Genomic DNA, 16797 nt, shown 5'->3' on the forward strand with positions numbered 1-16797 from the left:
ACCGCATACACGCTGACTTCGATACGCCGCATAAGCGGCTACTCAGTCCGAACGGAGTTCTCGGAGGCGCGACGAACGACGCTGGATCCCGGCCTTCGCCGGGATGACGGATTAAATAAGATACCAAGCCTGCACATCGAGGCCGACGTAGAGGTGCAAGCGCCGACAAAGCCAAAGCAGATTGAAAAAGATAGCGAACCACAGCCCCGATGCCGCAGGCGAGCAGCAAGCACCGCGAAGCCGAAGGCGAGCCGGACACAAGGCAAAGCCGCAGGCGAGCCGTCAACGCAGTCCGCTTCTGCCCAGCCGCTGAACCGCGCGGAAAAATGGATCAGAAAGGAGGCCGGAGCGTAGCGACTTGCCTCCTTTCCCATTTTTTCGTGCGGTTCAGCGGGTACCCCGAAGGGGCTGGGCGGTAGCGGCCGCCTTCTTTTGCTTACTTTTCTTGGCGGAGCAAGAAAAGTGAGCGGCTGCCGGGCCGCCCCCGGCGCTCCGTTTCGACCGGAGAAAGTAGGCATAGAGCCAGTACATCTGCAGGCAGCAAGACCTGACTACCCGAGCGTCAAACAACCGTATGCACGCTGACTTCGATACGCCGCATACGCGGCTACTCAGTCCGAACGGAGTTCTCGGAGGCGCGACGAACGACGCTGGATCCCGGCCTTCGCCGGGATGACGGATTAAATAAGATACCAAGCCTGCACATCGAGGCCGACGTAGAGGTGCACGCGCCGACAAAGCCGAAGCAGATTGAAAGAGATAGCGAACCACAGCCCCGATGCCGCAGGCGAGCAGCAAGCACCGCGAGGCCGCAGGCGAGCCGGATCCGAAGTCCGCTTCTGCCCAGCCGCTGAAACGCGCGGAAAAATGGATCAGAAAGGAGGCCGGAGCGTAGGGACTTGCCTCCTTTCCCATTTTTTCGTGCGGTTCAGCGGGTACCCCGAAGGGGCTGGGCGGTAGCGGCCGCCTTTCTTTGCTCACTTTCTTTGGCGGAGCAAAGAAAGTGAGCGGCTGCCGGGCCGCCCCCGGCGCTCCCCTGCGACCGGAGAAAGATAGGCATAGAGCCAGTACATCTGCGGGCAGCAAGACCAGACTACCCAAATAAGAACAACCGCATACACGCTGACTTCGATACGCCGCAAAGCGACTACTCAGTCCGAACGGGGTTCAGGGAAGCACAACGAACGACACCGGATCCCGGCCTTCGTCGGGATGACGGATTACATGGGATAGCGAGCCTGTACATCGACACTGAAGACGTGCGGCAAAGACAAGCAAGCCCAAAAACAATACCGCACGCGCCCCCGCCCCCAACTCCCAGCCACCTCACTGCAACATAAACGTCTCGTACTCCAGCAACTCCAGCTTGCGCGACAACAAAACACACCCCGCCAACACCACCAAAAACACCGCCAACGCAAACCCGAACCCATAAAACGTCGGCCCCAGCTGTATCGAAATCCACGTGAACACGACGTTGAGCACCACGAACGATCCGCACAGGAACAGCACGATCTTGCGCTTGTCCAGATAGAAGAACACGTTCAGGATCCCCAGCAGCACCACCTGCAGGCTGGCCGCGATCACGTCGATGTAGAGCAGCGGCAGGTACAGCGTGGAAATGCCCAGCCACTTCAGGATCGCCTCCCCCGCCACGATCAGCAGCAGCGTCGCGATCGCCTGGATCTTGATGATCTCGAACAGGCCCAGGCGCACCGTCTCCACCATGCCGTTGCGATGCTTCTCGATCGTCTCCAGCGACGCGCCGCCGCGCACGGCGTCATAGAAGGCGTCGTAGTCCTCGACGAAGTCGGTCTCCATGCGCAACAGGAAGATCGCCATGCCGGGAATGATCGACAGGTAAGCCAGGAACACCGGCAAGTCGTAGATCACCGACGCGCGCAGCGGGCCGATGATGGACTGGCTGGTGTCGGCGGTGTACCAGAACATCGCCTTGTCGATCCAGATCGCGGTGTTGTAGAGCAGGCCGATGGCCATCAGCGAGGGATACAGCAGCTTCTTGTCGTAGAACTCGAAGGAGATGAAGCGGTTCGAGCCGAAATTGCGCAGGATCAGCGCCATCATCGCCATCAGCAGCGCCGCCTGGCCGATGACGAAACCGCCCATCAGGCCTTCCAGCCCCATGTCGCGCAGCAGCAGCGCGGCCAGCACGGTGATGGTGTAGCCGATCGCGTAGATCCAGAAGATCGCGCGGTACTGCTTCATCCCCGACAGGAAGATGGTGGCGATCCAGATGTTGCACATGATGACGAAGGCGGCCAGCAGCAGCAGCCGGTACAGCGCGCTCTGCTGCGGAAACAGGAACACCACCGCCAGCAGCGCCAGCGCGCCGCCGGCCACGGTGACCGTCAGCGACACCGCGTGGAAGTTCGGCAGGATGGCGTTGTTGTCCTTCTCGAACAGGCGGTCGGCGGAGAAACGCGTCAGCGCCAGCTGGAACACGCCGGTGAAGATCAGCGACAGCGAAATCACATACGTGATGCTCACCTGGAACTGCACAATCACCGCCTTGGGCGTCACCACCGCATAGCTCAGCAGGCCGATCACCAGGATGCCCACGATGGACATGATCCACGGGCCCGAGCTGATCAGCGCCGCGTACGAATACGCCTGCATCAGCGACAGCAGGCTGTCGCGCTTCAATATCTTGCGGAGTTCGAATCCTATGCCGGCCATCAGCCTGTTCCTTTCAATGCCTTCACTTGTGCACCGGGCAACGCATCGCCCCGCCCGCCGCCGGCGCCGCGCCCTGCGCCAGCGCGTCCTCGTAGAGCTTGCGGTAGGAGCCGAACATCATGTCCTGCGTGTAGTAGCGCTCCACGCGCGCGATGCCGGCCGCCTGCGCCGCGTGCCAGCGCCCGGGGTCGGCCAGCAGCTTGACCGCGGCATTGGCCAGCGCCTGCGGCTCGGCGATGCCGACCACTTCGCCGGCGGCGCCCAGCGCCTTGTCTTCTTCCGACAGCCCGAAGATCAGCTGGCGGCACGAACCGACGTCGGTCGCCACGGCCGGCACGCCGGCGGCGAAACCTTCCAGCAGCACCAGCGGCAAGGCCTCGCTGATGCTGGAGAGCACCACCAGGCCGATCTTGGGCATCAGCTCGTCGATCTTCTGGAACCCCAGGAACTTGACCTTGTCGGTCAGGCCCAGGCCGTCGGCGATGGCGTGGCACTCCTCGGCGTAGGCGCGGTCCTCGTCCTCCGGACCGGCGATCCAGGCTTCCGCTTCGGGGTACTGGTTGACCACGGTGCGCATGGCGCGGATAAAGGTCTTGACGTCCTTGATCGGCACCACCCGCCCCAGCAGGCACAGCACCGGCGGGATCTTCTCCGGCCGCTGCGCGCGCAGCTTGGACAGGCGCGGCAGGTCGATGCCGTTGGGGATGTTCATGGTGCGCTCGGCCGGCGCGCCGTCGCTGACCTGGCGCAGGCGGTTGGTCTCGTAGAGCGCCACGATGTTGTTGGACGCCTGGTAGCACAGGCGACCCAGCGCCTCGAAGAAGCGGATCCACAAGTCGCGGAAGTACGGGATCTGCGAGGCGTCCTTCTCGAACACGTTGCGGTTGTCGCGGATCCACTCGCTCTGGAACAGGTCGATCTTGCGTTCCTTGGTATAGATGCCGTGCTCGGAGAGGATCAGCGGGCGCCCGGTCTGCATCTTCATCAGGCTGCCGAGGAAACCCGCGTAACCCGTCGAGATGGTGTGATACGCCCTGGCCGGGATCATGTTGCGGGCCACGCGCGCCAGAGTCCAGATCGGCAGGTGCATGATGCGCACGGTCCAGAAATAGTCGACGAAGGACGGGTCGGTGCAGAAGGTGCGGTATTGCTCGGCCAGGTAGTCCCAGGCCTTCTTGCTGAACAGGAAGGAGTCCTGGTCCAGCTTGCCGCCGTCGTCCATCATCGGCGTCAGCTCGGCCAGCAGCGCGGTGAGCGCCTCATGCGAGGCGCCGCCGCGGCTGTAGTTGCGGAACTGGGTGTGCAGCTCGTCCATCCGCTCGAAGGCGCGCGCATCGCCGCGCGAGCGCACCACGTTGGGCGCGGCCAGGTGTTCGTGGATGTAGTGGCGCTCCAGGTGCACCACGTTGTCGGGCAGCTGGTATTTGGGCGTGCCGTAGTCCTGCGGGCGGCTGCCGATGAAGCACAGGCCGAACCGGATCTCGGGAAAGCCGCGGATGATCTGGTTGACCCAGCTGGAAACGCCGCCGCTGACATACGGGAAGGTGCCTTCCAGCAGCAGCATGACGTCGCAGTCGGCGGCGCGGCGCTCGTAGGGGTCGGCCGCGGCCGGGGTGGTGGTGGTGACTTGGCTCATGCGGGTCCTCGGTTGGCGTCGGGACGGTCGGCGATGGTGCGCCGGCCGTGGCGCCAGAAGCGATGCAGCTGGGGATTGGAGGAGACGCTGGGGTTGTAGGCCATCTCGATGAACAGCTTGCGCACCTGCTCGTAGTCGCGCTCCAGGTAGCTCAGTTCGGCCAGGTAAGGCAGCAGGCGGGTGCGCGAGAAGCCGTGCTCGTAGGCGCTCTGCAGGGCCTGGGCCGCGCCGCCGGCGTCGCCGGTCATCAGCTCCAGGCGCACCAGCATGAACCACAGGCCGGGCTGCTCCTCGTTGATGGCCAGCGCCGCTTTGGCGTGCTCGCGCATCTGCGCGCAGGAATAATTGAGCAGGTCGCCCTGCACCAGGTTCTGGTAGATCAGTTCCTGGTAAAGCTCGGCCACCTGCTGGTGCATGATGGCGCGTGTCTCGCTCTCGGCGGTGGTCTCGAGCCGGGAGCGCAGCTCGACGATGCGCTGGGTGATCTTCTTTTCCTTGCCGTCCAGGATGCCGTAGGCCAGCAGGCGCACGTCGTCGGCCGGATCGGCCAGCAGGTTGCGCAGCGACTCGCCGCTGGCGTGGGTGGGCGTACTCTGGATCGCCACCAGGGCGTTGAGGCGCTTGTCCACCGGCGTGGCCAGGTTGCCCAGCTGGGCGCGCACGCGGTTGCCGGAGAAGCCGCTGCCCTCGCGGCGGCGCACGGTGACGAATTCGGGCGACTCGGTGGTGTCGAAATGATCCTCGGCCTCGTCCTTGGGCCACAGCACGCCGACGGCCAGCGCGACCACCGCGCACAACAGGCCGGCCACGGGGATGAAGAAATTGAAGAAGAACAGGTAGGCCAGCAGCCACACGCGCGGATGGCGGTAGCGCTCCGGCACCACCAGCGCGATGGCCAGCGCGAACAGCGCGCTGGACACCACGTGCAGCGCCAGGTAGCCGCTGATGACCGCGAGGCCGACGCCGCCATGCAGCAACAGCGCGATGGACGCGATCTCGAACGAGATCCCGGCGATGGAGAATTTATACAGCACAGCGTTCCACCAGGTTGGGCAGCAGGCGGGAGGGATCCTCGACGCCGATGGCGGCGGTGTGCGCCTCCGCGTAGTTGGACAGGAACTTGTTGCCGAACTGCGCGTGCGACACCGTCTCCACCCGCATCAGGTAGCCGTCGACGGCGGCCGCGCCGGCCAGCGGCAGCAGCGTCATCAGCACGTTGCGCCCGCCCGACTTGTAGGTCCAGACGACGTCGGCGGCACGCTTGAGCCGGCGGATCTGGTCGAACATGTCGCGCGACAGGTCGTCGTCGCCGAACACCAGCGCCACCAGCGACGAGTCGATGCCGGTGTTGCGCTTGAGGTGGTGCAGGCGCACCAGGTCGACCGCCAGCTCCGGCGGGCAGGTCGGCAGCTGCTGCAATATCGAGCGCGAGGTGGTGCCTACCTCGACGCCGTCGGCGTAGTAGTCGATCAGCACCGACATCAGCTGCAGCGTGTCCTCGTTGAGGGCGACGAAGGGGATCTTCTCCACCAGCAGCATGCCGAACAGCTTGCCGTCGAAGTTCTCCAGCGGCGCGCACACCAGGTAGCGGCTCTGGTTGCGCAGCGACTGGTTCACGCTCTCGGTCTGGACGTGGGCCAGCTTGCGCTGCTCCAGCGCGTATTTCACCAGCGGATCGTCGCCGGCGAATTCGCTCACCTTGCCGACGCTGGCCAGCGGATCGGGCAGCACTCGGCCCGTGGCATCGCAGGCGTACAGGGAGGCGGCCTCGACCTGGCAGCTCTGCACCATGATCTGCAGGAAGGCGTCGCCCGCCGGCATCCTGGCGGGGTCCAGCATGGTCTGGGTCAGCGTCAGCGAACGCAGGCGGTCCAGCGATTCGCGCAGCGTCAGCGGCTTGGACAGCAGATCCTGCTCCAGGCGCTCGTGCGACAGGCGCAGCAGGAAGTGGTTCTTGGTGAGCATGGTCAGGCGCTCGTCCAGGTAGGCGTTGATGGCGCGCAGGCGACGGCTGCGCGCGTTCCACACCTCGGCGAACTGGCCGCACAGCAGCGTCAGGATCAGGCCGCCCAGGAAGTACGGCTGCGGAAACGCCTGCGCCGCCGACACCACGGCCTGCGAGGCGTTCTCGCCGGACTGGTAGGACAGTCCATACCAGCCGGCCAGCATGGTGGCCACCGCGGTCACGCCGATGGCGCTGCCGTAGCGCATGGCCAGGATGGCCGGCACCAGCCAGATCCACGGGAACTGCGCGCTGATGCCGAACGGGTCGTCCGGCGCGATCCAGCGCGACAGCAGCACCGCCGCCAGCACGAAGACCACGGTCTCCACGATGCGCAGGGCGGCCTTGCGCGGCGAGCCGCTGTCGGTGTCGAAATGGACGAACACGCGCGACCAGAAATTCAGGCGGCGCTTGGCCTTGCCGACCAGCGGCCTGGCGTTGCCGGCCAGCTGCTTTCGTCCCGCGGCGGCCGGCGCCTGCGGCGGCGGCTTGCGTTCGATATCACTCACAATGCGGTCCTTGCCTGGCCTACGTTAGGGCGCATTGCCCGATGCCGACGACGGCGACTGCGCTGCCGCCTCAGGCGCGCTGCGCGACGAGGTCAGCGGCGAGAGCAGCGAGCGCGAGAGCTTCTGCGCCACGGCCGACAAGGCCTCGCGGCTCCAGCCGCTCTTGCCGCCTGCAGCAGCCCACACCACCTTGCCGGTGGAGACTTCGATCAGCTGCAGCGTCAGGCCCACGGCCGGCTCGCCGTCGATGCCGACCTTGTAGCGCCATTCGTCGACGGTGCCGGTCAGCGCGTAGCCGAGGTTTTCGGAGCGCGCCCATTCCAGCGCGGCGTCCAGCTGCTTGCGGTCCATCGGCTCGAACAGGGTTTCATTGTTCAGCGAGGCCGGATAGCGGCGCAGGTTGGATACGCCGCGGGCGCGCAGGATGGTCTCGGCGATGGCCTCGGCGCGCAGGCCGGCCTGCGGCGTCTCGGTATGGTTGGCAAAGGGCAGCAGGCCCCATTGCGCGTCCGCCGGCAGCGCCGGGGCGCGGCCGATGTCGGTGGTCGAGCAGGCCGCCAGGCCGGCGGCGATGACGGCGGCGGCTGCCAGGCGCAGCAAGCGGGAGAAGAGTTGTTTTTTCATGTTGGTCACCGTGGGTTAGCGATGGGTTGATACAAATCGTCGACGGCCGGCCTGCCGCCGATCGGCGGGCCGGCAAGAATCTGTGTGGGTGTTGATGTCTGCATGGTGTGCCCTTTCATGGTCGGCCTCAGTACAGCCACTTGTACAGCACGTTCAGCTCGAAGCCGCGCTGCGGCGTATTGGGCGTGGCGCTGGTGCTCTGCACGCCGACCGAGAGCACGTCCTGGCCGATCACGCTGCCGGCGACGCCGGCGCGCGCATTGCGGCCCCAGCCGATGTCGGAGGTGCGCGTCATGCCGATCTCGGCATAGGGACGCCAGGCGCGCGTGTAATTGCTTTCCACCACCGTCCCGGCGCCCAGGCTGATGCCGAAGATGCGCGAATCCAGCGGCATGTAGCGGAAGTTGGTCGGGTCGTTTCCGGCCGGGACCAGGCGTGCGATCTGGTCGTCGGATGCGCCGTTGTCGCTGAACTTGGCGTCGCTCACGTAGGTGCGCAGCGTCAGGTTCGGATACTCCACGCGGAAATGCGTGCCGGCTTCGATATTGAGCGTCCTGCCGCTGCCCAGCGAGGTGCCGGCCTGGGTGGTGTAGCGCTGGTAGCCGCCGCCCAGGCGCAGGTACTCGGTGCGGCTGACCTGCACGTTCAGGTTCAGCTCGCCGCCGCTGCGCTTGGAGCCCACGCGCATCAACGCCGAGTCGGTCGAAGCAAGGTTGAAGCCGCCATTGCCCGACAGTGCCATCTTGGGCGTGATCTGCTGGGAAAACTCCAGCCGCAGGCCGTTGAAGGACTGCATCGCATCGCGATGCTGCAGGCCGACGCTGACGAAGCCATCCTCGATGCGACGGCGCAGCGAGAACTCGAACAGGCGATCCACCGAGGGCACATCGCCCAGCAGCGTGGTGTCGTCCACGGTCTGGTGGCGCTCGGTGTAATTGAAGGTGAGGCGGGTGCCGGGCGTGAGCGCAAATCCGGTGGACAGGTCGAAGCGCTTGGTCGCCAGCGGGAATTCCCGGCTGGACGTATAGCCGGCGATGAACTTGGCCGGTTCGTCGGTGACCAGGTTGGTGAGGCGCCCGTGCAGCTCGTCGTCGGCCGGCAGGCGCTCCAGCTGGTCGAAGGCCAGGGTCTGCGCCAGGCCCATGCGGCCGGCCACGCGCGCGGCCTCGATGCGGTCGTACATCGGCAGCCAGTCGGCCAGGTTGTCCAGCATGTTGTTGAGCCCCTGACGATCGTCGGCGGCCAGCGCCAGGGCCAGCTCGCCCCACAGCGGCTTGTCCAGTTCGCGGGCGAAACGGGTGGCCAGCCAGGCGCGCGCCAGATCGGACTCGCCGGTGTTCATCGCGTAAGCCAGCGCCAGTTCGCGCACGCTGGAGGACAGGCGCGCGTCGTCGCGCGGGCGCTGGCCCGAGTCTGCGGTGGGGGCGAACAGCGCGTCAGGTCCCTTGTCGAGTTTCGCGGCGATGCCTTCGCGCTCATTGCGCTCGCCGGCGTCGCGGCGCGCGGCCGCTTCCATCTCTTTGAGCAGCGCCGGGCCGTCGGCCGGCGGCAGGTTCTTGTCGGCCGGCTGCGCCAGCCGGGTGGCGTCGCTCTTGAGCAGCGCCTGCATCACGCGCAGGCCGGCGTCGGACTGCATGAACAGCGGCGCCAGCGCGGCCAGGCGGTCGCGCCATTCCTTCAACTGGGTGGGCGGGATGTTGCGCAGCACCTTGGGGTCGCGCAGCTCCACCCAGGCGCGGCGCCGGATGCGCCAGGCCAGGTCGGGCTGGCCGGTGGCGTCCAGCGCCTCGGCGTAACTCATCAGCCACAGGTAGTCGTTTTGCGGGAAGCCGGATTTGCGGAACCAGTGCAAGGCCACGTTCTGCCGGTTCAGCGACATGTTGGCGGCGGCGAACGGTCCCCACAGCTGCGACAGCGTCTCGGCTTCGCCGGCCCACAGGTCGAGGGCGCGCTTGAGCAGCTCGGTGTCGCGTCCGGCGATGAGGATCCAGATCAGCTCCGCCCGCACTTCCGCCGAACGCGGCCGCAGCGCCAGCGCCATGGCCATGTCGGCGCGCGCGCCGGCGAGATCGCGGCGCAGCTGCTTGATGGTGGCGCGCACGGTCAGGTAGGGCACGTTCTTTTCGAGGATGGCGTTCTGCTGCGGCGTGATGCTGTCGATGAAGGCCTGGGCGCCGTCCAGGTCGTTGAGACGCTGGCGGTAGGTCAGGGCCTGCACCGCGAAGTTGGCCACGCCGGTGCGGCGGAAGCCGAACTCGGCCAGCTCGGCGGCGGCGCGCGGCTGCGCGTCCTGGATCACGCCCATCATGTTGCTGATGTCGCCCTCGTCGGCCTTGTCGGAAGCCAGCAGCTTGTCGTAGCCGACGCGCGCTTCCTTCTCGTGCTCGAGGAAGCGCGCGACCTCGGCATAGGCGCGCCAGAAATCGGTGTTGCCGACCGGCGCGGCGGCGGCGGCGTCGTTGAGGATGCTCATCGCATCCTCGATGTGTCCGTTCAGGTAGAGCTGGTTGGCCGCCAGCAGCGCGTTGCCGGCGGTGGCGCCGAACTCGCGGCGCTGCTGGCGCAACAGCGCCAGCGCGTCGGCGTCGCGCCCCATGCGCAGGTACAGCCGCGCCAGCGCATCCATCTCGGCGTTGCGCTCGGTGGCCACGGCCTGGCCGCGGCCGGCGCTCTTTTTCAGGCTGGCTTCCAGCAGCGCGGCGGCGCGGTCCGCCTGGCCGATGTTTTCATACTGGGCCACCAGCTGGTTGAGCCATTTGGCGCTGCCCGGCTCGACCTGCAGCTTGTGCTGCAGCGCCTCGACCACGATCTCCTGCTCGAAGGTGCCCTGGGCGATGCGCAGCACGTTGTCCCAGGCGGCCTCATCGTTGGACAAGCGGGCGTAGGCCAGCCACTGCGGCGTGGCCTGCTCGGGCACGCCGCTCCATTCGCTCACCTCGGCCAGGCGCTTGCGCCAGGCCGCGCTGTCGGGCTTCTGGCGCACCGCCGACTGCGCCAGCAGGCGGGCGTCGTCGAGGTTGCGGTTGGCGAGGAAGACGTTGAAGGCCAGCGTGTAGATCTCTTCGTCGAAGGGCAGCCTGGCGATCTCGCGGCTGGCTGCCATCTCGGCGGCCGAAGGCTGGCTGGGGTCGCCGGCCGGGCGCGCCATCACGGCGGCCGGACGCGCATCCGCGGCGACGGCGTTGGCCGTGCGCAGGACGCGGCCGTCCCGCATGGCGTCGCGCATGCGCAGGCGCAGCTCGTGCGGCGAATGCAGCAGCGCCTGCGTCAGGCGCAGCGAACGCGTGAAGTCGCGCATGCTCTGGAAGTGCACCTGCGCATACTCGCCCTGCCCCGCCGCCAGCGGCGTGCCGCGCAGGTTCATGGACAGCTGCAGCAGCTGCTTGACGTAGCGCTGCGCCGCATCGGGACGATTGGCGGCCTGCGCCAGCTTGGTCAGGAACAGCAGGGTCGGCTTGTCGTTGGCCAGCTCGCCGATGTTGGCGTCGGCCGCGGCCAGCGCCTCCTGATAGAGACCGCCGGCCTGCAGCGTGCGCAGTGCGGTCATGAAATGGTCGCGGCGGGTTTCCAGCGAACCGGCGCTCTTCATCGCCAGCAGGTAGAAAGAAGCGCTGCTGCGATAGTCACCCAGCCCGAGGCTTTCCTTGCCCAGGCGCACCACGTCGGCATAGGGCATGGAGGCGGTCGAGCGGTCCGCCAGCAGGCGCGAGAAGGCGACATGCGCGGCCTCGGTGTCGCCCAGCGCCAGCGCGTCCTGCGACAGCGCCAGCCATTGCTGGGCCGTGAGCGGATAGGTCATCAGCTGCTGCAACTGGCCGCGCAATTGCGCGATCTGCGCGGCGCGCTCCGGCGATTTCTCGGGCAGCGCATAGGTCTCCTGCTGGCGGATGCGGTATTCCAGCCAGGCGGCGTCCAGCCGCGAAGCCGGGTCGTCGCCCTGCTGCAGCAGCGCCAGGTGCTGGCGCGCCTCGGCGAACTGGCCCAGGCCGATCATCTGCTTGACCAGTTCGGCGCGCAGCGCGGCGTTGCCCGGCTGCGCCCGCAGGAACACCTTGAGGTACTCGACCGTCAGCTGGTCGGCGCGGCCGCTCGCATTGGCCACCTCAAGGCGCTGCTGCAGCGATACCTTGGGGTAGACCAGGGCGAACACCGTCCCGACCGCCAGCGCGAAGCCGGCGATCGTCCAGGGCGAGAACAGCCTCAGTCGTTCATAAGGTGCATTGAACGAGTACCAGGTGCCTTGTTGTCGCGAGTTTGGCGTTTGAGGTGCCGATGTCATATTGGTGTACTGCGGTCTTTCCGATGAAATTCCTGGCCCATGGCTGGGTCGCGATGCTGGCCGACGCGCCGCGCGCCAGCGGCGCGCCGTCGGCGCTGGCGCTGCATTGGCGGGCGCCCGCCACGCTGAAGGTCGACGCGCCGTTGGCCTCGAGCGTGAAACTCAGTTCGGCCTTGTTGCCGTTGACGGTGCGCTTGAAGTCGCCCACCTTGCCGCCGGCTTCCAGCAGCATCGGTTGCGGGGCCGCCGCGGCAGCGCCACGCTCCTTGAGGCGCACCTCGCCGGCGGACGTGATCAGGTAGCGGCCCTCCGGCCCCGGCGCCACGCCGGCCACGCCGGGCGCCGACAGATCGTAGTCGGGCGCGCCGTCGGGAACGCGCAGCGTGCGCAGGTTGGCCCCGGTGCGGTAGACCAGCGTGCCGTCGGCGGTGCGGGCGATGCTGGTGTTTTCGAAGTCGATCACCTTGCGGATGTATTGCGACACGTACAGCCGGGTGAACGGCTGCGCCTGCGCCCAGCGGTGGATCTTGTGCAGCGCCGCCACCGAGGCCGGCTTGGTGCCGGCATAGAAGTGATAGTAGATGTCGACGGCCTTGAAGCGGATCGGCTCGCCGGTCAGCTCGTAGCTTTCGATGGCGCGCTCGAAGCCGTAGAACGGGCCGGTCCAGTTGCCGGTGTAGACGTTCTCGTCCTGGTTGGGCGCGAACACCTGGTACCAGCCCTCCTTGCGCACGCCCTGCGCGGCGATGTCGGTCCAGCTCTTGCGGCTGTTGGTGATCATGGTGTCGCCGCCGTTCATGTTCAGGTAGCCGTCCAGGTAAGTCTGGGCGATGGCCTCGGCCGGCGGCACGCAGTTGCCGGTCCACAGGAAGATCTCGGCCTTCTTGCCCGGCGGCAGCAGGGTGTTGTTGATGTAGTCCATCGACCCCTTGATCTCGCGCTGCAGGTTGAACTTGTAGTTCGGGATCTCCAGCGTGTGCGAGGCGTCGCCGTCCATCTGCGTGATGTCGGCGCGGCTGGTGCCGTGCATCGCATCAGCCCAGGAGAACGGGTGCGAGAAGGAATGGCTGGCCGGCTCGATGTAGGGCAGCGTGTACATCTTGCGCGCCAGCGCGGTGGTCTGCGCCGACAGCTTCGGATACACGCCCTGCGGGCTCAGCTCGCCCTCCACCACCGAGACGGTGACGGGGAAGCGGTACTTGTCCCAGATCTCGCGCTGCAGGACTTCGACCGCGAACGGCGAGCCGGGATATTCGGCCTTGGAGGGAAAACCGTCGCCGTCGAGGTGGCTCATCATGATGCGGCGGCCGCCCTCGGTCGTCACATCCGGCACCGGGATGTCGGGCAGGCGCAGCGCGCGCTTGAGGAAGGCCAGCGGCTGCAACACCCAGCGCGGCGGATCCAGCACCGGCAGCGTGGTGGTGGCGAACGGCGCCAGCGCGAAGCCGCCCCAGGGCGTGATCGCGGCGGCGTCATAGTTGTTGTTGCGGTTGTCCCGCATGCGCAGCAGCGACTTGGCGTTGGGATCGGCCAGCCGCACGAACTCCAGCTGGGTGCGGTCCACCCGCGGCTTGGTCTCGAACCCCATCAGCTCGGGATCGGCCTCGACCACGCTGAGCTTGTCCGGCTGCGGCGCCGAGAAGCTGGTCAGGCCCAGCATGTCGCCGGTGACCTTGGTCATCTGGAAGCCAAAGGCGTTGAAGATCGCCACCGGCACGCCTTCCTTGATGCGCGCATTGATCCACGGCCCCAGGCGCTGGTGGTCGATGCCGCTGCGAAACCAGGTCACGACGCCCGCGTAGCGGCCCGCCAGCGGTTCGGTCGGCAAGCCCTGGCGCGCCACCTCGCGAAACTCGTAACGCAGGCCGAGATGGTTCAGGTGGATGCCGAGGAAGCGCTGCGCCTCGCTGGTGTGCAGGTCGTCGCCTTCGCCCAGGTCCAGCAGCACCAGCACATTGCGCGGCACCACTTCGATGCTGGAGACGCCGACCGACATCAGCGAACCGTCGGCCACCCAGGGAATGAAGCCGTGGGAGGAAATCTTCTTCGCGGTCTCGCGCGCCAGCTCGCGCGCGCCCGGCTTTTGCGGATCGACGTAGTCGATCGAGACCACCGGCAGATGGTAGGTGTCGCGCACGGTCTGCATCTGTCCCAGCAGCCAGGCGCGGTCGTTGTCGGGCACCGGGCCGTAGCTGCGGCGCCCGGCGTCGTAGCCGCGATACAGCGACTCGGCGGCCACCGCATAGGTCAGCGGCGCGATCTCCGGCAGCAGCTCGAAGCCGCGGTTGAGGAACAGCTTGGCCTCCGGATAGCGACGCTTGAACTCGCGCAGGGTCTCCACCATGGCCGCGGTCTGGCGCGCGCGTTCGGCGTCGGTCTTGGCGAACAGCTGGTAGGAGTCCAGCGTGTCGAGGAAGAAGCCGCGCCAGCCCTGGGCCCACAGCGGCGCCACGATCTTGTCGAGGAAGAAGTCGCGCCAGCCCGGTGCGGCCTGGTCGATCACCCGGCTGCCCCAGGCGGCGTTGTCGCCGCGCAGGAGGCCCGGCGGCAATTGCTTGTAGTAGGGACGCGAGGGCTGCACCTCGCCCAGCGAGACATAGGCGAACAGCTGGTGCGCGCCGTCGGCCGGCGCGCGGGCGCGAACGGCGGGATTGCTGACGAACTCGGGCTCGACGACGGCGACGTCGAAAGCCTGCAGGTCGGCCAGCGGCGGATTGGGACCGTAATAGAAGGCGACCGAGGATGGCGCTGCGGCAGCCGGTGGCGGCGACGTCTGCGCCGGCGCCGAACCCGCCAGCAATGCGGCGGCGCCTGCCGCAGCCGCCCATAGCAGGGTGCGCAGGCCACGCGCGAGCGTCTTTGCCGATCTGACCACCGTTGATTGCTGTTGTGCGCTATCCGACGACACGCCCTCTCCTTATTGATTGATTGGCAACGACCTCCGCATGAGACCACTGATGAGTCGGCGCGGAAATCCGGAAATTCCTGACATCGGCAAAACTACGGCGAGTTTCCCCAAGAAAATCACGAGAGGGCTTCCGAATTTTATCGATTTTTCGACTTGGGATTATATTGTTTTTTTGACAATTTTATTAATTAATGGGATGAGCACAACCCAGATCATTGACAAAACAACACTATTTTAAATCAAATCGTGCGGAAACTTGCCCGGTTGCATCATTTGCAATTAACGCGCGAAAGCGCATTCCGCGCAAGCTCTGCCGTGGCGGGCGAGGAGGCGACCTATCGGAGAAATCGGAACAGGCGTCAGAACAGGCTGCTGTCGACGCCTTCAAGCTCCAGCGTCAGGAGCCAGGCGGTCTTCATCAAGGCGGGGGCGAGTTCGTCGCGGATCATCACGCGGTCGGGCAGCGGGCCGACCGCGCTGCAGTTCAGGCCCATAGGACGCGGCGGATTGCCCAGCGCCAGCGGCACGCTGATGGCGAAGGTGTCGCGCTGGTATTCGCCGGCGGCCAGGCAATAGCCGTGGGTGTCGAGGTCGCCGAAGGCGCGCTCCATGCGCGCCACCACTTGCGGGCCGTGCTCGCCGCTCTTCTTCCAGATGCCGAACAGCAGCCGCTGCCGCTCTTCCGGCGGCTGCGACCAGACATAGGCGCGGCCGATGGAGCTCAGCGCCATCGGCACGGTGCGGCCCACGCCCAGGCGCAGCGTGGCGATCTTGCGGCCGTTGCAGTACTGGATGTAGATCATGTCCAGCTGGTCCGGCATGGCCAGCCCGACCGACATGTCGAAGCGGTCGGCGAAGTCCTGCATGATGCCGCGCACGATGCCCGGGATCGGGCTATTGGCGAGGTACTTGTGCCCCAGCCGCAGCCCGCGCACGCCGATCTGCACGCGCACGCCGTCGGGCGCGCGGTCGAGATAGCCGAGCGCCACCAGCGTCGCCGTCAGGCGCGACACCGAGGCCTTGGAATAACCGGTGCGACGCACCAGCTCGGCATGGGTCAGTGGCTTGGCGCTGCCGTGGAAAACCTTCAGCAGCTGCAGCGCGCGCTCCAGCGTGTGGGTGCCGGACGAAGCCTCGGCGACGCCGGCGGCGTCGTCGCGCACGATGTCGGGCAGCGCCGCGTCGGCCGCGCGCGCGTCGCGAGCCCGGGCCGGTTCAGAGCGCCGCACGCTGCGCCTCCATCTTCTGCAACTGGCGTCCCATGGCCAGCAACTGCGGCCCGGCGCGCTGCTCCACGCGCGCCTTGGTCAGCGTGCGCGACTGGCCGGCGCACAGCAGCACCATCGGCAGGCGGTCGGCCAACTGCAGCGGCGTGGCCACCACCGTGATGTCCGGCCCCCAGTCGCCGCTGGAGACGCAATAGGCCTTCTCGGCGATCTGCGTCTCGGCGTCGGTCAGTTTCTGCCGCACGCTCATCCAGTCATCGCGCTTGTGATAGGGCCGCATGTGATCCAGCAGATAGTTGCGCTCATTCTCGTGCAGGCAGGCCAGCAGCGCCCAGCCCACCGGCGAGGACGCCATCGGCATGTGCTCGCCCACGCCCAGCCCGACGGTGGCGCTGTTGGAGGCGCTGTGGCAGTTCTCGAAGAAGATCATGTCCAGCCCGTCGCGACCGGCCAGCGCCACGAACACGCCGTTGTCGTCGGCCAGCTTCTGCATCAGCGGACGCGCCTGCAGCACCACGTCGGTGTCGACCATGGCGGCAAATCCCAGCGACAGCACCGCCACCGCCAGCCGGTACTTGCGACGCTGCTCGCTGTAGGTGAGGTAGCCCAGCGCGGTCAGCGTCTGCGCCAGGCGCGAGACGGTCGCCTTGGGCAGGCCGGTGCGCAGGGCGATGTCCTGGTTGGCCAGCCATTCGGCTTCGCCCAGGAAGGCGTCCAGCACGGCGAAGCCGCGCTCGATGGGCTTGATCGTGACCTGGGTGGCGGCATCGCTGCGCGCGGCGGCGCCGCCGTTGCGGTACTCGGGAGGATTGGGCGCGCGCAGCACGATGCGCACGTCCTTGCGCGCCTCCCGCTGGCGCCGCGCCGGCTTGCGCACGGCGGCCTTCACGCGCGCCCGTCCTGCGGCTGCGCGCGC

The 16797-nt window shown here is 67.0% G+C and carries 9 protein-coding genes; all 9 read right to left on the bottom strand.

What is annotated here, in order from left to right; genetic code table 11:
- Nucleotides 1-1326 precede the first annotated feature (1326 nt).
- The 9 genes from pelG to CEJ42_RS17705 all read right to left on the bottom strand — a co-directional run bounded on the left by pelG (nucleotide 1327) and on the right by CEJ42_RS17705 (nucleotide 16770).
- On the bottom strand, nucleotides 1327-2697 hold the full coding sequence (gene pelG, locus CEJ42_RS17665; RefSeq protein ID WP_079218013.1) for an exopolysaccharide Pel transporter PelG: 1371 nt from the start codon (nucleotides 2695-2697) through the stop codon (nucleotides 1327-1329).
- A gap of 22 nt (nucleotides 2698-2719) precedes the next feature.
- A complete protein-coding gene (gene pelF / locus CEJ42_RS17670) occupies nucleotides 2720-4333 on the bottom strand; it encodes a GT4 family glycosyltransferase PelF (RefSeq protein WP_088751992.1) in 1614 nt (537 codons plus the stop codon).
- Nucleotides 4330-5367, bottom strand: a complete 1038-nt coding sequence (locus tag CEJ42_RS17675; protein ID WP_088751993.1) for a tetratricopeptide repeat protein — start codon at nucleotides 5365-5367, stop codon at nucleotides 4330-4332. Before CEJ42_RS17675 ends, pelF begins: the two co-directional genes overlap by 4 nt.
- Nucleotides 5357-6844 (bottom strand): PelD GGDEF domain-containing protein, encoded by a 1488-nt coding sequence (locus CEJ42_RS17680; RefSeq protein ID WP_243397892.1) that lies wholly within the window; start codon nucleotides 6842-6844, stop codon nucleotides 5357-5359. The genes CEJ42_RS17675 and CEJ42_RS17680 overlap by 11 nt, the downstream gene beginning before the upstream one ends.
- 24 nt (nucleotides 6845-6868) lie before the next feature.
- The gene (locus tag CEJ42_RS17685; RefSeq protein WP_088751994.1) at nucleotides 6869-7468 is read right to left on the bottom strand and encodes a penicillin-binding protein activator LpoB; all 600 of its coding nucleotides are present in this window, start codon (nucleotides 7466-7468) and stop codon (nucleotides 6869-6871) included.
- Between the two features lie 127 nt (nucleotides 7469-7595).
- On the bottom strand, nucleotides 7596-11747 hold the full coding sequence (locus CEJ42_RS17690) for a tetratricopeptide repeat protein (RefSeq protein WP_243397893.1): 4152 nt from the start codon (nucleotides 11745-11747) through the stop codon (nucleotides 7596-7598).
- Nucleotides 11677-14622 (bottom strand): bifunctional glycoside hydrolase/polysaccharide deacetylase family protein, encoded by a 2946-nt coding sequence (locus CEJ42_RS17695; RefSeq protein ID WP_243397894.1) that lies wholly within the window; start codon nucleotides 14620-14622, stop codon nucleotides 11677-11679. Before CEJ42_RS17695 ends, CEJ42_RS17690 begins: the two co-directional genes overlap by 71 nt.
- 392 nt (nucleotides 14623-15014) lie before the next feature.
- Complete coding sequence (locus CEJ42_RS17700) at nucleotides 15015-15884, bottom strand: IclR family transcriptional regulator (RefSeq protein WP_243397895.1); 870 nt, start codon at nucleotides 15882-15884, stop codon at nucleotides 15015-15017.
- On the bottom strand, nucleotides 15871-16770 hold the full coding sequence (locus CEJ42_RS17705; protein WP_079218008.1) for an IclR family transcriptional regulator: 900 nt from the start codon (nucleotides 16768-16770) through the stop codon (nucleotides 15871-15873). Before CEJ42_RS17705 ends, CEJ42_RS17700 begins: the two co-directional genes overlap by 14 nt.
- Nucleotides 16771-16797: the final 27 nt, after the last annotated feature.

The organism is Herbaspirillum robiniae, from assembly GCF_002213415.1.
Lineage (GTDB): Bacteria > Pseudomonadota > Gammaproteobacteria > Burkholderiales > Burkholderiaceae_D > Herbaspirillum > Herbaspirillum robiniae.